The 26655-nt window shown below is 54.6% G+C and carries 19 protein-coding genes and 1 riboswitch; of the genes, 11 read left to right on the plus strand and 8 right to left on the minus strand.

The features are described from left to right. The 5 genes from M7439_RS00430 to M7439_RS00450 form a co-directional block, all read right to left on the minus strand. Nucleotides 1–1644: hypothetical protein (locus M7439_RS00430; RefSeq protein WP_308464335.1), on the minus strand; the 1644-nt coding region annotated here is incomplete at its 3' end. Continuing rightward, nucleotides 1641–2162: an inorganic diphosphatase gene (locus M7439_RS00435; protein ID WP_298387768.1), complete on the minus strand. Its 522-nt coding sequence runs from the start codon at nt 2160–2162 to the stop codon at nt 1641–1643. The genes M7439_RS00430 and M7439_RS00435, both read right to left, overlap by 4 nt. Before the next feature lie 216 nt (nt 2163–2378). Further along, a riboswitch (Fluoride riboswitch) is annotated at nt 2379–2441 on the minus strand. Between the two features lie 932 nt (nt 2442–3373). Continuing rightward, a complete protein-coding gene (locus M7439_RS00440; RefSeq protein WP_298387771.1) occupies nt 3374–4429 on the minus strand; it encodes a YncE family protein in 1056 nt (351 codons plus the stop codon). Between the two features lie 797 nt (nt 4430–5226). Then, the gene (locus M7439_RS00445; protein WP_308464336.1) at nt 5227–6039 is read right to left on the minus strand and encodes a hypothetical protein; all 813 of its coding nucleotides are present in this window, start codon (nt 6037–6039) and stop codon (nt 5227–5229) included. 1055 nt (nt 6040–7094) lie between these two features. After that, entirely contained in the window at nt 7095–7898 is an 804-nt protein-coding gene (locus tag M7439_RS00450; RefSeq protein ID WP_308464337.1) for a class I SAM-dependent methyltransferase, read from the minus strand. Nucleotides 7899–8445: 547 nt separating this feature from the next. Here M7439_RS00450 and M7439_RS00455 point away from each other — a divergent pair. The 10 genes from M7439_RS00455 (at nt 8446) to M7439_RS00500 (ending at nt 20310) form a co-directional block, all read left to right on the plus strand. Then, a complete protein-coding gene (locus tag M7439_RS00455) occupies nt 8446–9018 on the plus strand; it encodes a sigma-70 family RNA polymerase sigma factor (RefSeq protein WP_298387779.1) in 573 nt (190 codons plus the stop codon). After that, nucleotides 9018–9308, plus strand: coding sequence for an anti-sigma factor (locus tag M7439_RS00460; protein ID WP_298387782.1), 291 nt, complete (start codon nt 9018–9020; stop codon nt 9306–9308). Before M7439_RS00455 ends, M7439_RS00460 begins: the two co-directional genes overlap by 1 nt. After that, on the plus strand, nt 9301–10764 hold the full coding sequence (locus tag M7439_RS00465; RefSeq protein WP_308464338.1) for an FAD-dependent oxidoreductase: 1464 nt from the start codon (nt 9301–9303) through the stop codon (nt 10762–10764). The genes M7439_RS00460 and M7439_RS00465 overlap by 8 nt, the downstream gene beginning before the upstream one ends. Before the next feature lie 541 nt (nt 10765–11305). Beyond that, complete coding sequence (locus M7439_RS00470) at nt 11306–12475, plus strand: hypothetical protein (RefSeq protein ID WP_308464339.1); 1170 nt, start codon at nt 11306–11308, stop codon at nt 12473–12475. Further along, nucleotides 12472–13263, plus strand: coding sequence for an MTAP family purine nucleoside phosphorylase (locus tag M7439_RS00475; protein WP_298343602.1), 792 nt, complete (start codon nt 12472–12474; stop codon nt 13261–13263). The genes M7439_RS00470 and M7439_RS00475 overlap by 4 nt, the downstream gene beginning before the upstream one ends. Next, nucleotides 13260–13949: a TIGR04282 family arsenosugar biosynthesis glycosyltransferase gene (locus tag M7439_RS00480; RefSeq protein WP_298343605.1), complete on the plus strand. Its 690-nt coding sequence runs from the start codon at nt 13260–13262 to the stop codon at nt 13947–13949. Before M7439_RS00475 ends, M7439_RS00480 begins: the two co-directional genes overlap by 4 nt. After that, nucleotides 13936–14838: a TIGR04283 family arsenosugar biosynthesis glycosyltransferase gene (locus M7439_RS00485; protein ID WP_298343608.1), complete on the plus strand. Its 903-nt coding sequence runs from the start codon at nt 13936–13938 to the stop codon at nt 14836–14838. Before M7439_RS00480 ends, M7439_RS00485 begins: the two co-directional genes overlap by 14 nt. After that, nucleotides 14835–16277: an MFS transporter gene (locus M7439_RS00490; protein WP_298343611.1), complete on the plus strand. Its 1443-nt coding sequence runs from the start codon at nt 14835–14837 to the stop codon at nt 16275–16277. The genes M7439_RS00485 and M7439_RS00490 overlap by 4 nt, the downstream gene beginning before the upstream one ends. Next, nucleotides 16258–18057, plus strand: a complete 1800-nt coding sequence (locus M7439_RS00495; RefSeq protein WP_298343614.1) for a radical SAM protein — start codon at nt 16258–16260, stop codon at nt 18055–18057. The genes M7439_RS00490 and M7439_RS00495 overlap by 20 nt, the downstream gene beginning before the upstream one ends. 390 nt (nt 18058–18447) lie before the next feature. After that, nucleotides 18448–20310: an IS1634 family transposase gene (locus tag M7439_RS00500; protein ID WP_298343616.1), complete on the plus strand. Its 1863-nt coding sequence runs from the start codon at nt 18448–18450 to the stop codon at nt 20308–20310. 802 nt (nt 20311–21112) lie between these two features. Here M7439_RS00500 and M7439_RS00505 read toward each other — a convergent pair. From M7439_RS00505 to M7439_RS00515, 3 genes are all read right to left on the minus strand, one after another. Beyond that, nucleotides 21113–22768, minus strand: a complete 1656-nt coding sequence (locus tag M7439_RS00505) for a L,D-transpeptidase (protein ID WP_298343618.1) — start codon at nt 22766–22768, stop codon at nt 21113–21115. A gap of 508 nt (nt 22769–23276) precedes the next feature. Continuing rightward, entirely contained in the window at nt 23277–23741 is a 465-nt protein-coding gene (locus M7439_RS00510; protein WP_298343621.1) for a glutaredoxin domain-containing protein, read from the minus strand. Nucleotides 23742–23860: 119 nt separating this feature from the next. Next, nucleotides 23861–24586: a haloacid dehalogenase type II gene (locus tag M7439_RS00515; protein ID WP_298343623.1), complete on the minus strand. Its 726-nt coding sequence runs from the start codon at nt 24584–24586 to the stop codon at nt 23861–23863. Between the two features lie 1400 nt (nt 24587–25986). On the opposite strand from M7439_RS00515, the gene M7439_RS00520 reads away from it, so the two are divergent. Further along, nucleotides 25987–26655, plus strand: a 669-nt coding sequence (locus tag M7439_RS00520; protein ID WP_298343625.1) for an APC family permease, incomplete at its 3' end; no start/stop codon positions are given.

Consider the following 26655-nt stretch of genomic DNA (forward strand, 5'->3'; position numbering starts at 1 on the left):
GCGCAGACGCTCATAGGTCAGGTTGTACTTCTCAGCGATGGCCAGTGCATAGGCCAGGCCATCCGCGGGGGCTCGCACCACCTTAAGGGTTCGCTCAGTCGGGTTCTCTGGCACGATCATGCTTACCATCGACACGATGGAGGGCGCGAGGGATGTTATCTCATCAACGAAAGTGACAAGGAGGCAAAGCAGGTCGAGTTGAATGACCTTCTCCAGAATCTTCGTTAGCAAGAAGCGAGCATCATTCAGTGTGGTCGAGGAGAAGATCTCATTCATGATGATAATACTTTCAGAGGTCGCTGTCATCAGCGTGGCCTGTATCCGCACTAGGTCGTCTTCGAGTTTTCCGGTCATGTTGGCTAGGTCCTCCTCGCGCTCGAAGTGAGTGAAGAGCCGATCAAAGAGAAACAGTCGGGCAGCCGAGCCAGGCACGGGAACTCCGACACTCCCAAAATGGTGCAGCTGGCCGAAGGTGCGGGCAAACGTAGTTTTGCCTCCCTGGTTGGGTCCGGAGACGACAACGACGCGCTCAATGCCGGAGAGCGAAAAATCGTTAGTGATCACCTTTTGTCCTTTGGCGACCAACTTGTTGGCCAGGGCTGAATCGAACGTGTCAGTGGCCAACACATCCTTGGACTGGCTAACCTCAGGATAACAAAAACTCAGGCCAGCGGCCCTCAACGGTTCCATGTACTCCAGATAAGCCAGGTAAAACTGAACCTCGCGTTCGAAACGCCGCACGGTAGCATCGAAGAATTTGTCGTGATGGCGACAGAACTCGTCGAGGGCTAAGAACTCCTCTGGGAATAGGCGAGCCACGAGGTCTAGGATCTGAGCTCCGACATGGTCCATGCTCGGCCAGACACGATATTGGACACGATAATCCTTCGTCGCGCCCTGCTTGAAGCGTTCGAAGGTCTTCAGCACCTCAGCGCTGTAGTCGGGATCGTTTTCGTATCGATAGACGTCAACCCGGCCACTGCGGATGCGCACGCAATATCGGATCTGGCCGAGAGCTTCCCTGAGTTGTGCAGCCTCAGTGGCGAGGCTCACGAATGCATCACATCTCGTATAGCTTGCCAGGTAATCGCCAAAGGAATGGAGACCCTGAGAGTTGACCGAGTCAGCATTGAGGTCGTCGGCCAAAGAGGTCACTGCCTGGCAATAGATGGCAATTGCATCGAGTAACCAGCCCTCCTGCTGATACTTGGACTGCATCTTTTCGAGCTGCGCCAAGTGTGAGCGGGTCTGGCGTAGCAGCTCAACCGACCCCTTGACACGCTCGAAACGTACCTTATCCTCCAGGTCCCGAAACACCTCGTGGCGGAATCGGATTGTGGTCGTATCGTATAGTTGGCGATAGAGAAGCGTGGTGATGAGATCGCGCTCCTCTCGGTCGCCGGCTATCGAGGTCACGACCTGACCAATGTTCAAGTCGTTAACAAATGAGCGATCTGTTGGTTCTGTTCCAAGCTCGTCATCCAGTCCGTGCGGTGACAGAAGACTACGATGGGGTGTGGGCGAGCCGATCATGACCAACTCACCGAGATCCTCTCGCGCGACTTCTGCCCCCTCGGCCGAACTCTTGGCACACGAAGAAAGTTCATGCTGCCTCGGGCCCGTGTCACGGTTAGTCGAGGTCATATTCGCCTCACCCGCTGGTGGAACAGCACTCGCTCACTGAACCGCTCCCGCGAAATCCCACTCTCCCCTAACTCATTGCTGCCGTCCTCGCAGGCCACTGTATATGACAAGCCGCAAAGTCTTGCGTCCTTGTAGGAGGTGATACGCCCTATGTTCTCTGCCCGCCAGCTAACCAGGAGGTCGTCGAGATCACCAACGTCCCCCCAACAAGGCTCGCTCGATGGTGCCAAGACTAACTTGACGTTAGGATTCTCCTCATCGGTCGCCCAGGACAGCAGCGCCGGCCAACTGATAGCCTGGCACCCACAAGGGACCGGGTACTCCGTGTGGAGGAACGCCTTGCCTGGATCTCCATCCTTTGCCAGCGAGTCGAGGATGAGTCCGTAGTTGGCTAGATCGGCCTTGGGCCAGAACAGGCCTCGCTCCAGGCATAGGAAACGATGGAGGTGGATGTGTCCGATCTGGCTCCGACTGTTCGCGAATACCTTGACGATGGCCTCGTTCTCGCGGTCATCCATTACCACACCACACCCTCCCTGGTGGCCCTGTCCACGGCTGCTCTTGTTCCCGACCTCCATCGGAGCGAATGTCAGCAGTGCTCTTGGTCGGGCATCCTTCCAACTTCGTGCCGACCAGCGACACCAATAGACGGAGCACCGGCGCGACTCCCATGTCTGCGCGAGTGACTCCTGTCTTAGGAATATCACGACATGCCCCTATTCCCGCCACCTAGGCGCTCAATAGGAGCCATCAGCCTCAAAAGGGCGACATCAGCGAGCTCCATCGCCGTTTTACAATACCAATGCTACCGTAAACGTGCAATCATTCCATACTGCGATGTACAACGAACGGGTGTTTGGACACGACAATCCCGAAGAACACCCGATGGATGCCAAGCCATAGAATCATTCCTAGATCGGGGAATCTCCCGAAATAGGAACTTTGGGGTGAAGGCACTTCGATACCGTATCCGTGAGCCCCGACTTCCCAATCTCGCCGCCCAAGATCATCCTATGGACTGAGAATGTTGCTGAGTCCTCCGCAGCGAACCGCTTGCAATCGGGCTCCCAGAGGCACAGTCTGTCACACGTGCCGCAGAGGGTTGCCTAAGGCAACCCTGAATTATCGGGGTCATCAACCCAGAAACCTCAGAGCGAACTTGTGAATAGTCACACGGACCTGAACGCGCTAAAACCTAACGCCATCTACCAGGTGAATTGAGGACGACAAGACCTACATACCCCACGAGACGAGAGTAGTCTAGGAGTGATAAACTGTTCGAACCAGGCGATCTCCTCAGTTGCGATGGCCACCAACCCAAGCGCTTCGATCCCTGGTCTCGGTCGACGTACCGCAGCTTCTGAATCATTATGGTTCTCGAAGTCGCTGGCGCAAAAACCTTGATGGAGTTTGGAAGTACTGAACAGATGGCAGACAACATCCGACAAACCGTTGCCGACTGCGACGCTTGCCTTGTAGAAACATCGACTTCTGCCGACACTTGACTATCGCGGTGAGAAGTAGGCTCGCTCCAAAAGTGCCATGTACCCAAGTAGCCCATACCGTCAGGCGCCTTAACTAATAGGATTTCTGTCATGTACCCCCGAAGCGAACCTTCTAGCTCACAGGTAGTCAGAGCGCCTCCCGCTGACGCCTGTGGTCTGGCATCACTCCCACATGCCGTGAAGGGCGCTGGCCGTGCGAACGGAGCCGGCTCTAATCAGCAATATCACCGCTTACTAGTTGGAACCAGTATCCATCGATTACTCGCAAAGGAGGGAAAAACCCGCTGGATCACACCGCTTGCTAGATTGACGATAACACTCTCCCTGAGATTCTCAACCGTTACTAAAGCGTCAGTACCTCCGGGGAGAATCGCCAAACCACTAAGCTGATTAGCGCCGGCGTTATTGGTGTTTGCATTCACGGGGATCTCCCCAAGATACCTATCGCGTGTCGCCGAGAATTCTAGGATATGACCAGAAAAGCCAGCTGCGTAGACAGTCCCTTGATGGGAACCAACGGCTAACTGCATAAATCCAGCAGTAGCTGCGGGAATGTCATTACAACTAAAGGTCGGATCAACCTCGGGAGTAGGGATCGTGACGGTGCCACCGGTCGCAGGATTCAGCACCGTCATGACCCCGGTTTTTATATCCGCAGCGAAGATCTGGCCGTGGGCCCAAACCATGTCGCCAATTTGAGGAACATCGTAGGTCCGAAGAACCTTTCCGTCGCGCACATCGATAGCTGTAATAACGGAATCCGCGTTACCACCTACGAAAGCGACTCTGCCATCCGGATTAAGGACCACGGCATTGCCGCCTATTGCATCCGTAAACAGCGATCTATGAGAGTTGAGCGTGTAGCCGGCTACAGCATTGCTAGCGAGCACGAGAAGAACATTGTTATTAGGCACCACACGTGCAATACGACCGCCCGGGATCGATGTGAATGACCCTGTTGCCTGCAGGGAGGAGCTATTTGAGACATAGGTAATGCCAGCAACGGTTGGCGTATAGATGCTATGAGTGATCGCAGAGTAGCCAACATAGAAGCTGTTCCCTGACGAAGTGTTCGCTGTGCCATAGTGTCCAACCTGAGTAGACCCGCGAGGAAGGGATAGCTGAGCTAAGGTCCCTGGCCCAGAACCAGTAGTCGGGGCAGGAAATGCACCAACCACCGTTGTCAATGGCGCAACGCGAGGGGCATGAGCTGCCGCAGCTACTGGGAACACACCAGACAGTGCTGCCAATGAGACAGGAAAAAGACGACCAGTATACATGTGGATTTCTCCTTAGATATTGACTATATTATACTTATAACAACTAGCGACATACCGAAGTAAGCACTCATCCTTGTCAGGCTACATGCCCAGCGATTGAGCTGTTTTGTGTTGTTCTAACGATATCCTTAAGTGACCACTATATACCCTACTTCTTACGACATATCGTGTAATCCAATTGACAAGCAGACCGCCAAGTGTTACCTAGCCCTCAGTTATCTTATCCCAACCACTTGTTCCCTATTGTCAAGGTCGCTGTGTCGGAGTAAACCCCTGTAACTGAGCAATGACTAAGCGAATCTCAAAGCTGACTCCCTCAACTGTCCCGTAGATATGACGAGGCGTACAAACATAACCAATCCGTCTCCATTGCACTCTAATGATCTTCAAGGGTTAAATCAAAGTTGGCAATACCTGAATGCAGGAAACCCACCGTCATGAGTAACACAGCATCTGATTCGCCTCGCTAGTGACCAGGTCCCCGGCGATAGCCAGTCGCAGCGCTTCCTTCATCTCATAGGCCCAACATAAAAGCAAACTTTTCGCCGCTTAAACGTCGCAAGCGGCAGACCCTGATGTTTGATCGGCGCGACAGGCAGCGAACGTCACCTTCCCACACAAACCCGAGCGGAGGCAATTCCTTACCTCTCCCATCAGTACTGCGTGCTCCAGCAACAACCAATTATTACATTGCATCAGCGTCATCCTGAGGACTCGCCGATAGCGTATTATCAATCAATCCTACAGCTCACGAGCTAACTTGCAACAGTGCTGCGCCTAGAGCGCAGCACTGTTCCTTATCTTGCGTTTGGTAAAATGCTATTCACCTTTTTCGAGCGGAATGTTACCGCAGCACCTAGTCCAACTACCATACCAAAGACAAGATGAGCAATGAAGAATGCGAGCGGAGGTACCAACCCCATCATCGGATTGATCCCAGGAAGAACGATATACACATTTACAACATATATGACCGCACCACCGAGAATCCCAGCACCGATGATGCCGAGTGCACTTCGCATCCCAGGAAGCCGATACCAGGTCGCCAGCGCGATCACTCCGAAAATAGCAACTCCAAAGATTGCTGACATAACCAGATGCAACATCGCCCCGGCTACGAGGTGCCCAGCTGTTACGGGCATAGCACTCATAACTGCGTTGCGAGCCGAGGGACTCAGGCTAGACAGGATACTGGTGACAGTGGTGTTTGTAGCATGCCCCGTCATCAATGCACCGATCATCTGAACTTTCGCCGCGGGCACGTGCAAAGCGATGAGCATCGATCCGAGATGGTACGCCATCGCACTACTAATGTGGCCACTACGTAGTACGGGGGCGAGTTGAGACATGACTGGGCCAGGAAGCTTGATTCCCATAGCCCTCATGAGAACAGGAAACATCGATACAGGAGGAGCGATCGTGTAGACAAAGGAAGCAAGACCGAGATTTAGTGGACTGAGGAAGCCCGATCCTTCTACTCCCATAGTGATCATCATCACAATGGCGAGCATCATTCCTCCAATGACCCCTGCAATAATTCCAGGCTTCCAAAGTAACCTAGCCACTGTCAGAGGGCTACCAGAGGAGGTTGGTTGTGTAACGTTATTCATAGATATACTCTCCTTGTTAAACAGAGAGGTGACCGCACAAAGCAGATCATCCTCAATGGGCTGCAAATTCCACTTCCCTCACGAATGAGATTGGACGAGAAACCCGTTCGAGAGCGTAACCATTCCAATTTCTTCGGCCTTCCAAATTGGTCGGGAGTGTTTACCACGCAGTAGGTCACTGCCGCTTTGGGTCTCGAAGATATACAAAGGTATTGCGCAACCCACGGAGTTTCCACTGAGAAGTCCCTCCTACCCGGTGGAGGGGACCAACATCACCGCGACGGGTTACACAACCGACATTCGGCGGCAAGATCAAGTCGTGCTCTGCCAACGAAGTGGACAATCTGGCGCGACTGTGCTAGCCACCCTGTCTTGTCTCTCCGCGATACCAGAACCCGAGCGCATGGTCATACAGACTGCTTAAGGCACGTAGTAGCTACAGCAGACCTTTTTCAGGAGATAGACCCAGCCTTCACGGGAGATGCCAGAAGCGTAGTAAGGTTCTGTTAGACGTCGCTATCCACCTCAAAGAACCCGGCGTTAATCACTCATAACCCGGAAACTGATCAACCCTGACTCCTAGAATCCTAAGGTCGCCAACTCCTGGAAGTCATTGACAGGTACAATGAATCTTCCATAGAATTTCCAAGAAGGATTTGTGTGGTGAGGAGACAGGAAGTAATTAAATAGAGAAAAACATCGAGCACTCCATATGGACTGAGCAAGAGGAGCAATTCACCTCAACTATGTGCTCCAGCAATATCGTAACGAGATTGCTTAGTTGCTTCGGATAACCGATGTAAGCATGCCGAGTATCCTCGGATTCACAACCGTTCGTGGGCGGAGTTCATGACGATTGGCAATCAACAATTAAAGCACTAATGTATCCCAATCAGGCTAGCCGAAACCATCACAATCAAAGCTGGTAACAAGCTTTCCGACGTCTTCCGCAAACCGGAGCTCAAATCCATAACCTGAAGATATTGGCCACCCATGTATAACATTGTTGGATTCCTCATTAGCATCGGGTCGCGTGACAACAACGAAGGCGGCAGTTAGGTTTGCAATTCGGAACTTCCCACCCTCTGACATACCACTTTGCGTAGCGGAACTCCGATCGTAGAACCGGTCCAGCCAATAGCCACCTCATAGGAACGTTTCAGACGCTTGGGAGTAATAGATGGCACGTAGAGCGAATCAACAAAGGTATGAGCATGGCGCTCGGTCGTCACCTGGTAGCGAAAACACCTGCGTTCATCAACAAGGACGACGAAATGATGTCGCTCTAGGTGAGATCGGAGTCGGCCAAGATGAATACCGTTTGGATAAGCAGGGCGGGTCTCGTGAAGCGCCGCTAGCAAACGGGCATATCGGATACGGTCACGAGTACTCAATGGAAACGACCCTGGCAGCAAGAGTGCAAGGATGCCACCAACCTTGACGACCCGAGAAATCTCACTTAACACCGCCTCCACTGGGTTAAAGAGCATCAAGGCCATCGAACACGTCAACAAATCGAACGTTCCACTGGAGAATGGCTGATGGTCAGCATCGCCACGCACTAGTGAACTCGATAACAATCTAGCCGCTTCCGCGAGTTCGCTCTGGGAACGATCAAGCCCAATCCAATGGAATCCTTTCACGGCTGCCTGGACGGGACCACTCCCGCAAGCCAGATCAAGAGCCAACTGTTTATCTCCAAGTGCAATCGAGGACACAAGCCACTGGTAAGCCGTAACCCCATCACCGGCAGTTGCCGAGCCAAGAACCTGCTCGGTGATACCGGGGTGCTGCTGGTGAAACTCATCGAGATAGCCACCCCAAGATCGATGACTCTGTAATCGGCTCGAATTAAACACGGGCCAAAACGCCAAATGGTTCAAGAGCGCTGAGGCGTTCCTTAGCGCCGTGTGAGCGACCCCACAATAGATATCGCTGTCGCCCAAGCGCTCGACGTGAAGTATGACAAGCGGATCCCCAGTCACCCAACACGACCCTGCGGCGTCGAATGCATCCCAGACTAGACGAAAGGCTCAAACCCTTACCAAACGTGCCACCAGCCGATTCCACTAACCAGTGGTGCAGCCGAGAATTGACATCACCTATTCCAGACAGACCTATCAGTCCTCCCTTCGATAGCTCACTGCCTACACGAACACGATAGAGCACGGTTCCTGACCCGCGACCCCAAAACTAGCCTCGCCAACTTGTCCGGCGACAAGTACGGAGCCGGGAACCACAATCACTCCCCGGCCAAGCAGGCAGGATCCCTGACTACGCCTTTACGCCTCGTCCAACCCGTAAGTCAGATTCCGGATAACAACACGCTCTAGACGCATCAAGAAATCCCCAAAGGTTCTTCTTTATTCCAAGGAATACTATGTTCACCCGGGAGGTTACGTCACCATGGATCTCGAAGCTGATGAAAGCACTACGGCGTGTGGACACCCACATTATGCGTTTGCTCGTTATGTAGTGCCCGAGATAGAAGTTCTTGGTCGTGTGGCACTCTCAATCACCCGAAATCCGGCCGACGCTGAAGACTTGGTCCAGCTCACGCTATTGAGCGCCTACCAGGCAATTGAACGTTTCGACGGAGCACATCCTCGTGCATGGTTGTTTACGATCATGAGGAACGCTGAGGTCAAACGTCATCGTCGAAGACGCCCACAATTGCTTCGCGACCCTGACCAGGCATCGCGAGTTGAGGCTGAGGATCCTCGTGGGGGGACTCTCTCGACCGAAGAGGTGGTCATCGGTAGAGAATTCGATGCCGAGATCATGCGTTGCATAGCTGCACTCAGCGAGCAGGACCGTCAAATTATTGAGCTTGTTGATATTGATGGACTCACCTATGCCGAAACAGCAGCCATCATTGGGATTCCAATTGGGACAGTTATGAGTCGGCTCCACCGTGCGAGAATGCGAATTCGCAAGCGCTTGACACTTGCAGGCCTTGCACCGAAGAGGAGGATGTGATGAGCAAACCTTGGAAGATGATTGCCGAGAGGCGCTACTGCTTTGCAACAATGAGAGTCCTACAGGACTATCTTGACGGTGCACTCGATGATGCAAGGGCTGATCAGGTAGCCCGGCATCTGGACGATTGCCGGCGTTGCGGGCTGGAAGCTGAGGTCTACCAGGAGATCAAGACCGCCCTGAGCAAGCAGGAGATGTTACTCGACCCCCAAACGGTACAACGCCTTCGCAACTTCAGTGATCAGCTGATCCGAGAAGGCGCGTCAAGCCAAGACGAATCCCATGACTGATGTAGCTCGCGGTCAAGACGTCAGGTCGCCTCTTAAGTCACAACCCTTGACTAGTAGTGGCCGAACGATCACCAGAGTATGTGATCTCGTGGTTATCGGCGGAGGCGCAGGAGGGCTAGCAGCGGCACGCGCTGGTGTGGCTCGTAGACTCACAACCGTTCTGGTCTCCGATGCACCCTTAGGGGGAGACTGCACCTTTACTGGTTGCGTTCCATCGAAAACCCTCATAGAGGCGGCGTCACGGGGTGACACTTTTCGTGAGGCAGCGTCCAGAGTCCAGGAGACCATAGCCCAGATCGCGGGAGGTGAGGATGCTGATGTACTTCATGAAGAAGGTGTCGACGTGGTCGAAGGGTTTGCTCGTTTCTGTGGATCACACGAGATTGCCGTAGGATCGCAAAGATTCCGAGCCCAGAAGATCGTGATCGCCACTGGATCAAAGCCTTCCATCCCTTTGGTACCAGGACTTCGTTCAGTTCCCTTTCTCACGAATGAGACGGTTTTCGCACTGAATGCATTGCCACCTTCTATTGCAATTCTTGGCGGAGGAGCGATTGGGTGCGAGATGGCTCAAGTTTTTCAACGCTTCGGCGCCGAGGTCCACCTCATTGAGGCTGAGTCCCGACTGTTAGCCCGAGAAGAGCCGGAGGTAAGTGCCGTCTTGGGGCGATGCTTCTCCGATGCGGGAATTCATCTACACCTTGGCCAGCATCTCGAAAGCGTTCAACAGACCATGCCAGATGGTCCTGTTGAGCTGAGGCTGTCGGCGGGCAACGAAGTCGTGCGAGCCATGGCCTTGCTCGTCGCAACAGGTCGGCATCCCAGAACCGATGGGCTCGAGTTGGAAGCGGCTGGAGTTGCCCTCGATGCTCGCGGATTTGTAAAGACCACTAGCAGTCTTGCAACTACCAATAAGGATGTCTACGCGGTCGGAGACATCAACGGTCGCCTGGTGCTGACCCACGCTGCTGACGAAATGGGGAGAGTCGCAATCCACAATATCACCAACCCTGTTGGAAGGCTGGGTGGGCGGTCCTTCAAAACCTCATCTATCCCTTCGGTCGTCTTTAGCGATCCCGAGGTCGCTCGCGTAGGATTAACCGAAACAGAAGCCGTGGTCCTTGGAGGCAGAGTGGCGTATCTCCCAATGTCTGAGGTAGACCGAGCCATAACCGCCAACCGCACCGAAGGTTTCATCAAATTGATCGCCGGCCCACGGACGTTTCTCCGAAACGCTGGAGGAGGACGACTACTAGGGGCGACCATCGTAGCGCCGAGGGCCGGGGAGATGATTCACGAGGTCGCACTTGCATTGCAATTGGGTGCGTTCACTGGTCGCTTAGCACAGACCGTTCACGCGTATCCTTCCTGGTCAGCTGGTATTCGCCAGGCGGCAGCTCAGTTCTTTATGGAGATCAACGGCAGAACAGCCTTTCGAGCTACGCATCGCTCATAACGTTGCGATCCATCATCTGCAAAACTCACTCGAGGAGCACATCGCCCGCGAATACCCTGTCGGAGCGCCTATTGATCAACTTACCATCAAAATTACAGGCACCACGAGAAATGCCTGGAAGTTTCGCGAACCCAAGGGGATTCCACTCTTTGGGCAACCCGAGAGTCTGCTGCTACGTTTTCCGTTGCTTAAGCCCTCCGGTCTGTGGTTGCAGAGACAATTGAGCAACATGGGAGAGAAGGGTGTTATGGGGGTTCTGACACATCAATGGAGCCGAATGAAAAGCTGGTTCAGGGAGGTAGAGCGATCAACTCGGCCGATAGCCGACGACACTAGAGAGGCACTCGCCGCTAGGTGGGCTGCGCTGCCAGGTCATATTCGTACGGATTCTCAAACTCTGGGCCGAATGGCTGTTGGCTGCGAAGGGACCCACGGCGTATTCCCGCGCTGTAATTTTGCGTGTACCCCGTGCTATCACTCAGCCCATGCGAACCAAGTGCGAGTCGACGGTCCTCATACACTCGCCGAAATCAAGCGTCAGATGGCCCACCTTGCTTCGGAGCGCGGCCCCCATGCTCACGCTCAACTCATCGGAGGCGAAGTTACCCTCCTTGAGCCGAATGATCACGCCAAGGCGTTGCTGATCATGCGTGAACACGGCCGAGAGCCAATGAGCTTTACCCACGGCGACATGGACTACTCCTATCTCAAGGCGCTAGCGATTGGAAGTGATGGTCAACCTCGTTTCAAACGACTTTCATTCGCGGGGCACTTTGATACGACCATGCGTGGTCGGCGGGGCCTTCGTATCCCGACTTCTGAAGCTGAGCTCAATTCCTTTCGTCAGGCCTTCTGCGATCTGTTCAAGAGACTTCGCCGAGAGTATGGGGTGAAGTACTTCCTCGCACACAATATGACGGTGACCCCAGGCAATGTCGACGAGATTCCTGATGTGATCCGTGAATGCAACTCGATGGGCTTTAACATGATGTCGTTCCAACCGGCAGCCTTTGTCGGCAACCCACGTCGTTGGAAAGAGGACTACACTCGCCTGAACGCCGATTCAGTCTGGACTCAAATTGAAGCCGGCGCGGGAGTTCGACTGCCGTTTCGAGTGTTTCAAACTGGCGATGAACGCTGCAATCGGTCAGCTTTCGGATACTATCTCGGTAAGCGCTGGTTTCCCGTTCTCGACGAAGACAATATCGATGATCTACAAACTCGGGATGAATTTTACCGATACCTCGGTGGCGTTCATTGGGGGGCGCCAATTGCTCTGCTACTTCCAAGACTTGGAAGAGTCGTTGTCCGGCACCCACACATGGTACTCGTTGGCATTCGTTGGCTATGGCGCCGGATCCATCAATCTGGAGGACTACTCGTCGTAGTTCGGGCCCTCCTGCAGCACGAGGTGCGTCCAATGACGTTCGTCATGCATCGCTTCATGAATGCCGAAGACGTCCAGCCTGCCTGGGAAATGCTCAAGCGAGGGGAGATGAGCACCGACCCACACATTCTCGAGACTCAAGAGAGGCTCCAGTCGTGCTTCTACGCAATGGCCCACCCCGAGACTGGGGAAATTGTGCCAGCATGCGTCCAACACAGCGTTCTCGATCCAGCAGAAAACAGAGAGCTGGTAAAACTCCTACCTCTTCCAAGACGGAGATCGACCGATTCAGACCTTTCGGCAACGGCAAAGGTGCGACAATGATCGGTATCATCTCAGGTTCAGGAATCGACCAGTGGCCAGGCCTCATCGACCGTCAGATTCATCATGCTACAACACCCTTTGGTAGTGTCAACGTGACACTTGGTACGGTAGAAGACACAGTGGTAGCACACGTATCTCGCCACGGACCATCACACGAGCGACTCTCGCATCAGGTGAACCATAAGGCTAACCTCTCCGTCCTCATCGATCTTGGAGTGACCGCCGTTATCGGCTGCACTGCGTGTGGAGCTGTTCAACCGTCAATCGAGCCCGGTTCGCTGATCGTCTTTGACGACCTTTACTTCGGGTCAAATCGGATGCCAGACGGCAGCTTATGTACTTGGTTTGACACTCCGGGACAGAAAGGTCGCGGGCACTGGATCTTTGACCACCCTTTCTCTGATGACCTTCGGAGCTCACTCATCAACGCGGGCAAAGAATTCAAATCAAAGATCCTGACAAACGGGGTCTACGGACATGTGGATGGCCCACGGTTCAACTCTCGAACAGAAATCAGTGCCTTGGCGGCCTGTGGCGTGACTGCGATCAGCCAGACTGGCGGACCAGAGACAGTTCTCGCTGGAGAGGCCCAATTGCCCTACGCCCTCGTTGGATACGTCACCGATTATGCCAACGGTGTCGCCAACGTCCCCGAACCGATCGAAGCACTAGTAGCACGGATGCGGATGAGTGCAGACCGCTTCGCCGAGTTGCTCCATGCCGCACTACCCCTCGTGAACGCCCACACGCCCCAACCCGCTGGGGAGGTCTTTTGGGTGGAATCATGAGCGCTGCTCCAGCTATTGCGATCATGGCAAAAGCCCCTCGACCTGGCCAGGTAAAAACTCGCCTTGCCCCAATACTCAATGACATCCAGCTCGCTGAGCTCCAGCGGGTGCTGATTCACAACGCCATGCAGCTTGCGCTAGAGGTTGCCCCGATGAACACTTACCTTTGCTTCGACCCCCCGGAGTCCGGTCACGCCTTCTCCACCTTGTTGGACCCTCAAATTCATCTCGTCGCCCAGCGAGGCGACCACCTTGGACAACGCCTCATGGCTGCAGCAAACGATGTCTATCGACGAACATTTGGACCGCTGATAATCATCGGTACCGACATCCCTCTCATAACTGGACAGCACTTACGCCATGCCTCATCAATGCTGAGTTCTGGTTTCGACGTCGTGATTGGCCCAGCACTCGACGGTGGTTATTACCTGATCGCGATGAACCAGTTAGAGCTTTCAGTCTTCGACATTGACCCCACCCTATGGGGAGGACCAGACGTTCTCGAAGCGACTCTAGCAGCAGCGAAACGATTCAGACTCTCTGTTGGGCTTCTTGCCCCATTGCGTGACCTCGACACCCCCAATGATGCTCTCGAACTGATCAAGGCACCAACCCTATCGCCAGAGCTTCGATCCCTGTTATGTCAAGCAAAGCCGATATCACGAGGGACTCATGTCAGTTTGTGATGTCCAGGGCGCAGAGCGCAGGTCGTCTCCGGTGATCTCCATCATCATTCCCACCCTGAACGAGGAGAAAACCATCGGGGCACTCCTCAACCACCTACACCAGATCTGTCTGGGGACCGAGCTCATCGTCGTCGATGGTGGGTCGACAGATTCAACCACCACCATTGCAGCGCAAAAAGCTCGCGTTCTCAGCTCTGCCCCAGGTCGTGCGCACCAGATGAACTGTGGGGCCCAAGCTTCCTCAGCACCAGTCCTATGGTTCATTCACGCCGATTGTTGGATTGATCCAAATGCTCTCGATCAGCTGCGCGAAGCCCTGAGTCATCCCGATATCATCGGAGGTGGGCTTACGTTGCAATTCGATTATCATACGCGAGGTCTTGATTACCTGGCATGGAGCTCGACACGGCGAGCACGATATCTTCATCAAATATTCGGCGACCAGGCACTTTTTGTGCGCCGTTCCGTCTTCGAGCAATTGGGCGGTTTCCCAGAGCTTCCAATTATGGAGGATCTTGAGTTCTCTCGACGACTAACTCGCCAGGGCAGGCTCGTCGTACTTCCGGCTGTCTCCATCGCCTCCTCGCGCCGATTTCTCGAACATGGCACTTGGTCGATGATTGTCTTCATGCAACTCCTCAAGGCTTGCTACTTCCTGGGAGTCCAGCCAGCTAACATCGCCCGCTGGTATCAGCGTGGACCATTCTGGACCTTGCTGATTCCAACGAAGAAACGAAGCCGAAAGGTAACCCAACCTGCGTTGGGCATCGACATCCAAGAGCGAAATGACCATCGTCAGGACAACTTCGGTCGAACCGCTATTGAAGAGAATCGGGATCGTGAGCAACCGACAACGGAACGGGCTGAGCCGGTGAGGAGGGACCAGTGACAACACGTCTAACGCCGCACGAGACCGGAGCTCGACTCGACCGCCTGGCCTGGAGCCCGATGCACACCACGATTTTGATAGCCCTCGGGGCTGGGTGGCTCTTCGATTCCTTCGAGGTTCAAATGTTCTCGAACGCCATCGGCCCGCTTGGTACCTATTTCCATGCGACCGTCTTTGAACAGGACGCAGTGCTCGCTGTGTGGCTTGGAGGTATCCTATTCGGTGCGTTACTCGGCGGGCGTCTCGCGGACCGGTTCGGTCGCCGTCGACTCTTTCTCTGGACCTTGCTTTGGTATGCAGGCTTTACCGTCCTTACTGGACTCAGCCCAGATCTGACGGCAGTCTATGGACTCCGCTTTCTTGCAGCTCTCGGGGTTGGGGCGGAGTATGCCATCGTCAACGCTGCGATTGCCGAGTTCATACCAGCCAGAGTCAGAGGCAAGGCAAACGCCATAGTCATGAACTTCTGGCCCGCGGGAGCAATCGCTGCGGGCCTACTAGCGTTCTTGGTGCTCGATACATTTGCGATTGCCGCGGCTACCTCGTGGAGATATCTTTTCATCTTCGGAGGTGCGTTAGCATTGTTGGTCCTCCTGTTCCGGCGGCGCATCCCTGAGTCCCCACGATGGCTCGTGTCCCAAGGTCGCACGGTCGAAGCGCAACAAATCCTACGTAGTTTCGAAGCATCATGCGGTGGATCGGCACCACTACCGCTACACCAAAACCTCGACATCGACCAACTCCGGGCACCGGGTCAGCTGGGTGCGCTCCGTGAACTGCTCACTTGTTACCGCTGGAGACTTGTGCTTGGTGCTACGCTCGACCTCTCGGAAGCTTTTGGTTATTACGGTATCTTCGCGCTGCTGTCAGTGGTAGTCCTTCACCAGGTCCACATCTCGGATCGTTCGATGCCTCTGTTCTATATCCTGGGGAACCTAGGAGGTCTAATCGGCGGACTCATCATGGCCCAAGCATTCGACAGGGTTGGACACCTCCTGATGGTCGCTATTACCTACCTCTTGGCCGCCGTAGGTGTCATTCTTCTCGCACTCGCCACGTCGAGCCACGATGCTCATCTCGTTACAGCAGCTTTTATCGTTGCCAATGCGGCCGGCACCGCTGCTTGGACCTCCGCGTACCCGACTTTCACGGAATTGTTCCCTACGCATCTCCGTGCCGCCGGGGTTGGGACGTCGGTTGCCATCGGGCGATGTGGGGCCATCATCGGCACGCTCTACCTTCCGGTGCTGGCAGTCGAGATTGGAACGACTGCCTCCTACTCATTGGTGGTGGGGTTCTGGCTCCTCGGGTTCCTCGGCACCGTGGCCTACTCCCTACTTGGAGGGATCGAGCCATCACGCCGATCTCTTGAGGAAGTGGTGAACCGGGTCTCAGGTTCAACGTCTAAGAAAGGTGACCATGAACCATCAGAGCTCTGATTTGAAGGCTAACACTTTTGATACTAGTCATCAGCTCGTACCCCGAGAGAAGTCCAACTCTTACCGCGTTGCCGTCTGCGGAGGACCATATGCCAATCCCTACGCGCTCTCGGCTTTCATCGCCGACGCCAATCAGCGAGGTTGCGATCAACTGTACTGCCTAGGTGATCTCGGTGGCTTTGGCGCTGAAATCAATGAACTCTGGCCCCTTCTGAAGGCAGGAGATGTCCAGTGCATAGCGGGCAACTATGACGTCGCGATTGCTCGTGGGGACGCCGACTGTGGATGTGGCTACCGGGATCCCACTGATAATCACTACGCAAACCTTATTTACGACTACACACGAACACACACCACGCCCGATTTTGCATCGTGGATGAGAACCTTGCCCACAGAAAAGAGATTCGACCTTGGGGGGTGCGATGTCCATCTTGTCCACGGATCGACCTTGGCGATCAACGACTTTTGGTGGGAATCCCTATCCGATCAGGAGCATCAGCGCCGAATCGAGGCCAGCGGGGCCCCAGTCATCTGCTGTACCCATTCTGGCCTGCCATGGCAACGACACTTTGGACAAACACTAGTAGTCAACGTTGGCGTCCTCGGCAAACCTGCTAACAACGGCCGCCAGGAAGTTTGGTACGCGGTCATCGAAGTAATTGATGGTGTCGCTAAGGCAACGCTTGTCGAACTTCCCTATGATTGGCAAGCCCAGTCCGCCTCGATGCGCAAAGCCGGAATTCCTGAGCTCTTTGTGTCAACGATCGAGACCGGATGGTGGACGACCTGTATCGAAGTATTACCCCCGGTTGAGCGCTCGCAAGGGAAATACCACCTGTATCGTGCCTCATTGCTAGAGTCTTTCACACCGACTGGGGGAACTTGGACCGATGAAGATAATCCGACACACACTCCGCGTATCGGAGTCTCTTCTCGTCCAGAATCCATTGTAGATGAGCTACCTGTCGCTCCACTCTTTGGTAGCGCGTACTTCCCACGTCGACTATGGATCTACACGAACTTTCACTGCAATCTCGCTTGTGACTACTGTGCGGTCGGGTCCTCTCCACGCGCCCTTCCCCGCGCACTTTCGATTGATCGATTCCACGAAATAGTCGACGAGGCGCAATCAGAGGGCTTCGAAGAGATCTACCTCACTGGAGGAGAGCCCCTCCTGCGTGCCGATCTCACGGAGCTTCTCCGATATAGCACCGCGGTGTTGCCAACCGTTCTGCTCACGAACGCTACGATTGTCCGAGGCACGCGCTTTGAAAAGCTCCGAGAGTTTGCTGGCAATCCGAATCTCGTGATCCAAACGTCCCTCGATGGCGCTCGCGCTGAGACTCACGATTTCCATCGTGGGAGGGGGAGCTGGGCGCGAACGATGGAGGGTATCCATTGTCTCACCAGCCTCGGCTTGACCCTCCGTGTAGCCATGACGGCAACGCCTGAAAACGAAAATGAAGTCTACGACGCGGAGCGCCTACTCGTTGGGGCAGGGGTGGCAGCCACCAACTTCCTGGTCCGACCACTTCTTCAACGAGGTCACTCGACCTCGGGCCTCGAAATCTCTGACGTCTCTACGGTTCCAGAGCTCACGGTTGCAGAAGATGGCCTCTACTGGCACCCAGCTGGTGCCGACAAACGCACGAGCCCGGACATGGTGCTTGCCCCTCCTGACTCGACACTCCAAAACGGCAAGCGTCTGGTGACCCAACGCTTTCTTGCCGCCAGACTTGACGACGGGAGCCTACCGAGACCCTATCGCTGTGCCGTATGAGTCCGAACGCAGTCCCCAAACCCGCCACGTCCTCCTGCTAAAGGCCGTGCCGGAACGGCCCATATTCCAGCTCGCGCAAGCTTCGACGATCGCACCCGCAGTTACCAAACCGGATCCAAGGGAGATCTGAACCAATAGAAGAGGCTACCCGCCGCTGTCGCAATTGCCGATCTAAGCCCACCTGACCCGACTTTCGCAAGTTCTTCCCGAATCCATGTCCATCCTGTGGATATCTTGGGGTGTAGAGGGGTATCCACAGGGTGGTTTTGGAGTATGGGCAGGTGGGATACTGGGTGGGGTATGAGTGGTTTTTTCGTGTAGTGTCCTAACATTGTAATCAGTTCGTATATTTGGCCTGATCCATGTTCACTCACTGGTAGCATCTGGGCTATGTATATCAGAGCCGTCGATACCAAGACCAAGACGGGAAAGACCTATACCAAGTATCAGTTGATCGAATCCTACCGGAGTGAGAAGGGACCGAGACAGCGTATTATCTTGACACTTAGCGACTTTGATCTCGACAAGCCTCTCTGGCCAGCGCTAGCGAGAGCAGTGAGTGAGCGCCTTAGTGGAGCAGAGTCGATCTTTGCCGAGGATGAGAGGGTCAAGCCCTACCTCGATGCGATCCTTGCCAAGTTAAGCGTCAAGTCTGAGATTGGGTTCGCAGATGCTAGAAGGGATGAGAGTGCAGACTATGAACGCATCGATCTCACAAGTGCCAACCACACCAAGGTAAGAACCCTTGGGCCAGAGCTCGTCGGTTGGCACTTCTATGATCTCTTGGGCTTTGAGAGGACCCTTCGCCTCGCTGGTATCAAAGAGAGCGACTTTGGTCTTAGCCGGGCGGTGATACTCGCTCGTCTCATTGAGCCAGGTTCTGACCTTCGCACCCATCGCTTTATTGTTTCTAACTCCTCACTAGCTGAGCTGTGCACAATCGATGTCGCCAAGCTCGCCAAAGACAGGGTCTATCGAGTAGCCGATGCGCTCTACAAGGGTAAAGAGATAATCGAGAGGGAACTCTTTCGCTCCGAGAGGACCCTCTTTCCGACCAAGGAGACCCTCTTTCTCTTTGACCTGACCAATACCTACTTCGAGGGTAACGCTAGAGCCAACCAACTAGCCAAGTACGGCCGTTCCAAGGAGAAGCGTTCTGACTGTCCACTGGTATCACTGGCTCTGGTCGTCGATGACCGGGGTCTACCGGTCTACTCCGAGATCTATGAGGGAAACGTTGCAGAACCAAGGACCCTCGCTGAGGTACTGACTCACCTTGGTGAGTTGGGGAAAGATGATCTCTTCTCTCCTACTATCGTCATGGACCGTGGGATTGCAACGATTGAGAATATAGCTCTGTGTCGTTCGCGCAACCTTGACTACGTCATCATCGAACGGGCGAATCGAGCTCCTCGCTACCGTGAACACTTCACCTCCATGGAGGGCTTTAGCGAGCACAAAGACGCCAATGGCTCCCCGGTCAGATTGAAGAAGCTGAGCCAGGGTGAGGTGAGCGTCGTCCTCTGTTCCTCAGCTGGGAGACGGGACAAAGAGAGTGGGATCACTACCCAAGCCGAGGGGAGGTTCCTAGCTGATGTGACCCGCTTGGAGAACTCAATCGCTAAGGGGTCAATACAGCGGACCCAGCTTATCTCAGAGAGGATCGGGCGTATCAAGGCCAAGTACCCAAAGATAGCCGCCCGTTATGACTTCGTTCTTGCCTATGGCGAGGACCAGGGCAAGGTCATCAACCGGCGTCGAGTCGATCGGGTGACCAAGCTCACCATCGAGCCAAAGCCCACCAAGGATCGAGATGACTCCCTCCTTGGTGCCTATGTGATAGAGACGACCCATAACCACCTCGATGAGGAGACGATCTGGGGTCTCTATATGACCCTGACCCAGGTCGAGAACGCCTTTCGGTCCTTAAAGAGTGATCTAGGTCTTCGTCCCATCTATCACCAGTTAGCCACGAGATGTGCAGCACATCTGTTTATCTCCGTCCTTGCCTATCATTTACTCTCAGCTATTGAGCTGACCCTGCGCGCCCAAGGTGATACACGGAGCTGGAAGACGATAAAGGAACAGGTCTCCCCCCACGTGAGAAGCACCCTCATGCTCACCAACGACCAGGGGGTGGTGACTCACCTTCGAGTCTCCTCCGTTCCAGAGCCAGCCCAGCGCGACATCTATGCCCTCTTAGGTGTCAGGGATCCATTACGGAGAATCAAGACCACTGCGGCTCATTTGTAGTGTCCAAGCTAACCTTCCCTGGTCCATCTACCTGGGGAGATGTGGGGTTGTTGCGAAAGTTGGGCTGATGAAAAGCAGCTCTCATTTCAGACTTGAATATCTATTGTCCTCGCCACACGAGGCGACGAGAAGCAATTATCACACATGTTGAGTCCGACCCCCCAAAGCCCGTTGCCAAAGTGATACCCACGCGAATTGTAGCGCGAACCGATCCAATCAGCAGCGCGGGGCGACCCAAGAAAGAGCGGGGCAACTCTCATTCCCCGGCTCAAGTGAGGGCAGAGGGCGTCATCCACCTCCGCAGAACACGAAACTCACCCGGTCCCATACACCAGAATCGAAAGCAGCCTGAATTCTGGCAGTCGAAGGGTTGCCAGGGCCCGACTGGCTCTACCTCAATCGGGTTGCCAATAGTGTTCCCACCAAAAGGCATCTATTCCCGTTAGACAAGTTCTCGCGAATACCACCTGCAACAGCGTCCAACAATTTCCGGCCATCACTTGTCTGCCAAGGTGCTCAGACTTTTCATCCTTTGGCTATCCGCGTCCAGTGACACATCGCTTTGCAGGCTCGCACATTCCACAAGATCCGAAAGGTCAGGAGCCCCTATCGCTCAACCGCCGGGGTTGTAATCGCCATTTAGTTCATAAAAGCTACCACTATACCAGCAGCTTGACAGCTGGCAAGCGGTCTTGATCCCTCCAAAACGTAACCATAGGCCACCGGACTAAGCCGCAAATCATCATCCACGAGACCCGCGACCTCAGCTACAGGTCACTTCCAGGTTCCAGGACACGATAGGTTAGCTCGGCATCACCGTCACCAGCGTACCAATGTGCACCTGGGGATAAACAACGCCCGCCGTAGGAATCGGGAGTTCGACACAACCAAGGCTCTGGGGGAAGCCATAGGCAGCCCGTGGAAATCCGTGAACCGCCTCAGAGCCAAGGAAGTAGTTGATCCAGTGCACCAGATCGTGGTAGTGAGTGCCGTTAGGGTTAGTGCCACTCATGTAGTTCTCCTTAAAGCGAAGATAGATCGGGAAGGTGCCATTCGTGGTCTTTAGGCCTGCGATTCCGGTGTTGGCTGGTGAAGTCAGCACCACTTGGCCATTGACCCAGAGGTAGAGCGTCTCAGGTCGTTGCTTTTGGACCTGTATCCAGGCGTAGGGGTGAGGGTCGACTTTGTTATGAATGACATCTTGGATGAGAGTTGGGAAGAGCAAAGGATTCGCCAACTTATTGTTATAGTTCAGACTGTTAAAGTCCTCGAAGGCCATCGCCGCACCCTCGGTGATGACATTAGCGTTCCCCGCACTCCAGAGTGAGGTGAGCTGGGTTGGCATTGTCCACTTCCAGTTAAACGACCCCTGAGGCGGATTGGCGAGGGCCTGTATCTGGGCAGCTTCGGTGTTAGGGACAGTCGTTGGCGAACTAAACGAGACCGGCAGGTAGCCTAGCTGGGCGAGGAGCTCTTGGAGTCGCAAGGTCGGTATTGGCCCACCACTCAAGGAGAAGGTCGCTCCGGTGGTGCCGAGAGCACCAGTAGGGCTGACGAGAGCGATAGGGGCGGGAGTGGTCATGGTAAAGGTCTCGGTAGGCCAGAAGTCACCGGCCGTTGGGGTAAAGGTCAGGGTGTAGGGAGTTGGTTCAGCCCATGATCCCTTCACAGGGTCAGATCCTTGGATCGTAGGCGCGATGGTCGGAAGTTTGGCTCCGAAGGCCTTCGCCACCGGCACCGAGAGGGTGATCGTAATAGTGGATTCGGGCTCGAGGTTGGTCAAATCGGGGTTGATAACCGCCTCAGGTGTCGTCCCAGAAGCCCGGAAGAAGACCATGTTAGAACTCGCCGGGAGGGTCTCCCAGGGGTCCGGAACCGCTGCGACTTGAAGGGATCCGGCCGCAGCGGAAGTTGCCCCTGGCAAAGAGACATGAGTGCTAGCTCGATCGAGTTTTACGTACTTAGTGGAGGAATGATACGAGTAGGCCACCACCGAGACGGGGTTTGAAAAGTCCGACTGCACCGCTTGACCCGACGCGGGAATCGCGACGGGATCGAGAAGTTTGGCGCGCGGAGTGGTTCCCTTAAACGTCAGGGTGGTTTGGCGGCCAGAGATCCAAGAGATCCAGGAGGGACGTCCGAGAGTGACCGATACGGTGAAGGGAACGCCGGTTGGGAGCTTGTGCGACGGAAGCACAGATGAGCCCTCGAGTTTAACCGCTATTGGCTTGCCATTGGCAATAGCACTCAGGTGTTCAATCGGCTGGGTGGCGCCCGAAGTACTGACCTCGGCTAACGACGTGTATGAAGATTCTAACGAAGCTGTAGGCCAATTTAAGGCTAACAGGACACCGATGACAATCAAGAGGCCACCCAGGGCACCGCCGACGATACCAAGAATCCGCAAACCTCCAGGACGAGTCCTCCCCGATTTCCTATGCCTGATACTCCTCGCCAATCGGCACCTCCCTCGAACACCTGATCACGGCAATATACCGTCATCGAAGACTCAAGACTTAACTGTCACAACGTCACGCAGAACGCGCTTCGTTCAACATGGAGCCCAAAAGCTACTGGAATTATTCCGTGGTTCTGCATAATTACGGTTCATCAGCGCAAAACATCCACATCGAAGTTGGCATCAACCTTGGGAGACCGTCGTCCCAACCTGGCGCCCTCAACTGAATGAGAGGGGCCTTCCAGAGCCCTCTTACAATCCAGTGCCATCACCAAGGAGGCGCTCCCAGCTCCCGAAAAGTGACGGCCTCACCATCAAGCCTTGCCCATTCACCACTCCTTAGAGGCACACCAAGCTCAGCTGAATCCGCTTGCAGTGCCACTCTCTGGCCCGCAAGGCCCGCTGCCAGCTAGTCCGACTTCCCTCATCGGCAGTCACCATCGAACCGAACCAGTTGTACAATCCCAAAACTCGACGATCCAGAACCTCACCGACGAAGCAACTTCGCTCACGACAGTCGGTGACGCACCCCACGAATGAACCAGAAAATTACAAGGTTGACTCCATCCAAGGCCCAGCTTGCCCCAACATGGCCCACCCCCTCCGCTGCGAAGCTAGCGACGACCAGCAAAGCGACGACCATCCATTGGAACGCAGCAAGCACCTGGTCTCTCTTAGCCTTTTTCATATTCAACCCGTGGCATGACAGAAGCTGTGGCGCTTGGGTCCTGACAAAATCAACAATCTCTCCCGCTGCCGGATTGACGAACGTCTTATCGGCAACCACCACGGTTGGAACCGTCTCGTATCCATTTGTGGCCGACCGCACTGCCTCGCGTCCTTCACGATCCTCCCAGATATTTACTTCATGCGCCAGTATTCCCGCTCGGCGAAGATCCCGGCGCAATTGAACGCAAAATGGGCACCCAGGCCGCCAGTACAACGTTATTTCCTTAGCCTTCGAATCAGTCATATCTCTTGGAGCGCCCTAGGGTGCACGGTCTATTCCACCGAATCCGGCTTCTCGCGCATATGGTGCGCGCCTTTGAGGACAGCTCCGGTCACCTCGCCCCGGTTGCGCAATCGTGTTCATTAGGAAGCTGGAGCCGCTACGAGCTGTGCCATCAGCGCATCGAGAGTAGTGGCCATCACGTCGGGAGACCGAAAAGCGCGAGGAAAGTTCCTACCGGACCTGTTCACCCAAGCTGTCAGTAGACCTGCAGCCGATGCTCCGGCGAGATCCCAGGGATGAGAAGCCACCATCGCGACGCGGTTTGAGGGAACTCCCAGCCGTGTGATAGCAAAGTCATAAGGCTCGTGACAAGGCTTCCATCGCTGGGTAATCTCGACCGACAAGATTTGATCTTGAGAGACGCTAAGCCCAGCGCCTGCAAAGAGATTGGTAGCAACTTGCCCGCTTCCGTTCGTGAGGGCTAGGTAGGGCGTTTGCTGCTCCTGAAGTATCCGAAGGGCTGGCACTACATCGGGGTGCGCCGGAATGCGAGCAAATTCCTGTAAGATCGCTACGGCCGCCTCGTCGTCAAGGTGGCACTCAAGTCGGCCCGCCACCTCGTCAAGAGCATCTCTCGCAAGCTCGGGGAAGGCCGCGAAACGTCCTGCTGCACCTGCAGCGATTCCATCCCGGAGCAATACCGCAAACCACCAGTCCAAAGCATAAGGAGGAAACCCACGGTCCACGAAGAAGCTCGCTAGTGCGCGCAAATCGAACAGTGTTTCGTTTACGTCAAAAATTACCGCAAGCGGCCGCAACATCGCGTCGCCATCCTCCATCGGCACGTCATTAGTAACCTCTGCCACCACGCTCCTCTATCCTCGGTCCACATCGGCGCATTCAGGAACCGGAACTGACCCTCCGACCTCCTGGCATCCAACCTTCGTTGAGCACCAACTGTATCCTTGTTGAACCCGAATGCCTGCAGCCCGGCGGTTCTCGTAGGATGCTCTACAGCTCAGAATACCAACCAAATAGAATGAGATCTTTGACTTGGTCCCAGAGCTCCAAGGCATTAGGTGAGGAAAGCTGAAGGATAATCACCGGTCCAATACTTGGACGAGCAAAATGCAGGATCGATGTCCAAACGTATCGACCGGTGAGTTCAAGGGCGTAATCGGTCTCTGTCCGGATCTCAGAACTACGACTAGGCCAAAGACTGCCTTTGTGAAGTCGACATACAGGCAAGCCCACGCGAGTGAGGCGTTCCTTGCAAACCCAACGGCGTCTCAATGTTCTAGCCGACTGCCTGGATCTCGGTCGAAGAACCCTCCAGGAAACGTAGCGTAGTGGACCTACGGCGTCCTCCCGGTGCCGCAGCCGGATCGCTGCGCCAACGCGACGACCTCCAATAGGTTCCGTACGACCCCGTTCGCACTACGCTAGAAGCTGGTGTCAACAAGTTCGCGTCGGGATTATCAATCATGGGTGCGATAACAATAAATGGCGCGCTCAGACGTTAGTCACCCTGCCCTTCCACTGTGCTAACCCATCTGCCAGCCCTACAATCAAATCAAGAGACAGGATCGAATCAGAAATCCAGGTCAGAACTCATGATCCGCCTCTGGCCGGATACTCTCTCTCGAGAGAGAACACGATAGCGTTCAAGAGATCTTCGATTCGCGGGCGAGCGGCTGGGATTGAGTTACCCGTAACCGCGAAGACCGTACCATCCGGGCGAACCGGCTACACTCCTGGTTCGTCAAATAACTCCGGTTCCGCAGCTTTGATACCTTTCGAGATGTAGAGACCCCCGAAGGCTCCACTACCAGAGACTCCGGCACTTCCTAGGCCTGGCTCTCGCTGGCCAGCCATCGTGAATTAGTCGTTCGGCTGCGTCATCTCACCTATCTGTTGCCCACGACACACCTCAGCGCTACACCACGCACTGACTCGTTTTTCCTCTCTCAAGTCGACATCAAACCGTCAGAGAGCAAATGCTCCTTGGTTTCTCATTCATATCGCCCTGTTTGCCAGCAAACTGGATCGGATTATCTATACCTAGCATTCACAATACAGGTAGGATAGTGGGAGGAAACTGCCCCATCCTGCTCCCATCAAACCGGACCCCTACCTCTCGATTCATCCGGCCTCCTGCTCATAGCTGTCTTGTTTCAGTTCATCCCATTACTGGGTTGGTAGTCTCATCACATCCCATTCACCTGAGGCGAGGGCCTCGAGATGTTCACATGCTAGAGTCGATCAAATGAGAAGGTCGCGTGCCATACCCGTTTCAGACGCATCGCATTCAAAAACCTCGATAGGTTTTCTTGCAGCCACGGCGCTTGGCATGGGAGGTATGCTTGGTGCGGGTTTGTACACGCTGTTAGGATTGGCAGCAACCAGTACCGGCCCTTATCTACCTGTAGCATTTGTTATAGGAGGGGTGGTCTCAGCACTTTCAGTCTATTCCTATGCACGTTTAGGCTCAAGATTTCCAAGCCGAGGGGGTGCTGCTCACTTCATTGTCCAGGAGTATGGAAACGGGACCATTGCAGGTGGCCTTAATATCTTTCAGTATTTAGGCTATTTAATTGCAACGTCTCTTTACGCTACAGGGTTTGCTGAGTATGTCGGCGCATTAATGGGAGATACAGTGCCGCCGTGGGCTGCGAAGGTATTTGCCGCTGCGATCGTTCTAGCTTTCCTGGCCGTGAATATTATTGGTTCTAGACTCGTAGGTCATGCGGAAATATTCATCGTAACAATTGAGATCGTAATACTGATCGGCCTAGTGCTAGTTGGACTACACGATGCTCGACCCGCTCGCCTCATCAGCGGTGGAGGCCAAGGCACGCTTGGGATTATCACGGGAGCGGCCGTTCTCTACGTTACGTATGAGGGTTTCGGCGTAGTGACTAACGCATCTAACCGG

Origin of the sequence: Ferrimicrobium sp. (assembly GCF_027319265.1) — a bacterium.
Lineage (GTDB): Bacteria > Actinomycetota > Acidimicrobiia > Acidimicrobiales > Acidimicrobiaceae > Ferrimicrobium.

Coding starts and splice junctions, on each gene's coding strand:
- M7439_RS00445 (WP_308464336.1), bottom strand. CDS start 6,039: ATGAATAACGTTACACAACCAACCTCCTCTGGTAGCCCTCTGACAGTG.
- M7439_RS00465 (WP_308464338.1), top strand. CDS start 9,301: ATGACTGATGTAGCTCGCGGTCAAGACGTCAGGTCGCCTCTTAAGTCA.
- M7439_RS00460 (WP_298387782.1), top strand. CDS start 9,018: ATGAGCAAACCTTGGAAGATGATTGCCGAGAGGCGCTACTGCTTTGCA.
- M7439_RS00435 (WP_298387768.1), bottom strand. CDS start 2,162: ATGGATGACCGCGAGAACGAGGCCATCGTCAAGGTATTCGCGAACAGT.
- M7439_RS00470 (WP_308464339.1), top strand. CDS start 11,306: ATGGCCCACCTTGCTTCGGAGCGCGGCCCCCATGCTCACGCTCAACTC.
- M7439_RS00510 (WP_298343621.1), bottom strand. CDS start 23,741: ATGACTGATTCGAAGGCTAAGGAAATAACGTTGTACTGGCGGCCTGGG.
- M7439_RS00440 (WP_298387771.1), bottom strand. CDS start 4,429: ATGTATACTGGTCGTCTTTTTCCTGTCTCATTGGCAGCACTGTCTGGT.
- M7439_RS00495 (WP_298343614.1), top strand. CDS start 16,258: ATGAACCATCAGAGCTCTGATTTGAAGGCTAACACTTTTGATACTAGT.
- M7439_RS00485 (WP_298343608.1), top strand. CDS start 13,936: ATGTCAGTTTGTGATGTCCAGGGCGCAGAGCGCAGGTCGTCTCCGGTG.
- M7439_RS00500 (WP_298343616.1), top strand. CDS start 18,448: ATGTATATCAGAGCCGTCGATACCAAGACCAAGACGGGAAAGACCTAT.
- M7439_RS00455 (WP_298387779.1), top strand. CDS start 8,446: ATGGATCTCGAAGCTGATGAAAGCACTACGGCGTGTGGACACCCACAT.
- M7439_RS00475 (WP_298343602.1), top strand. CDS start 12,472: ATGATCGGTATCATCTCAGGTTCAGGAATCGACCAGTGGCCAGGCCTC.
- M7439_RS00480 (WP_298343605.1), top strand. CDS start 13,260: ATGAGCGCTGCTCCAGCTATTGCGATCATGGCAAAAGCCCCTCGACCT.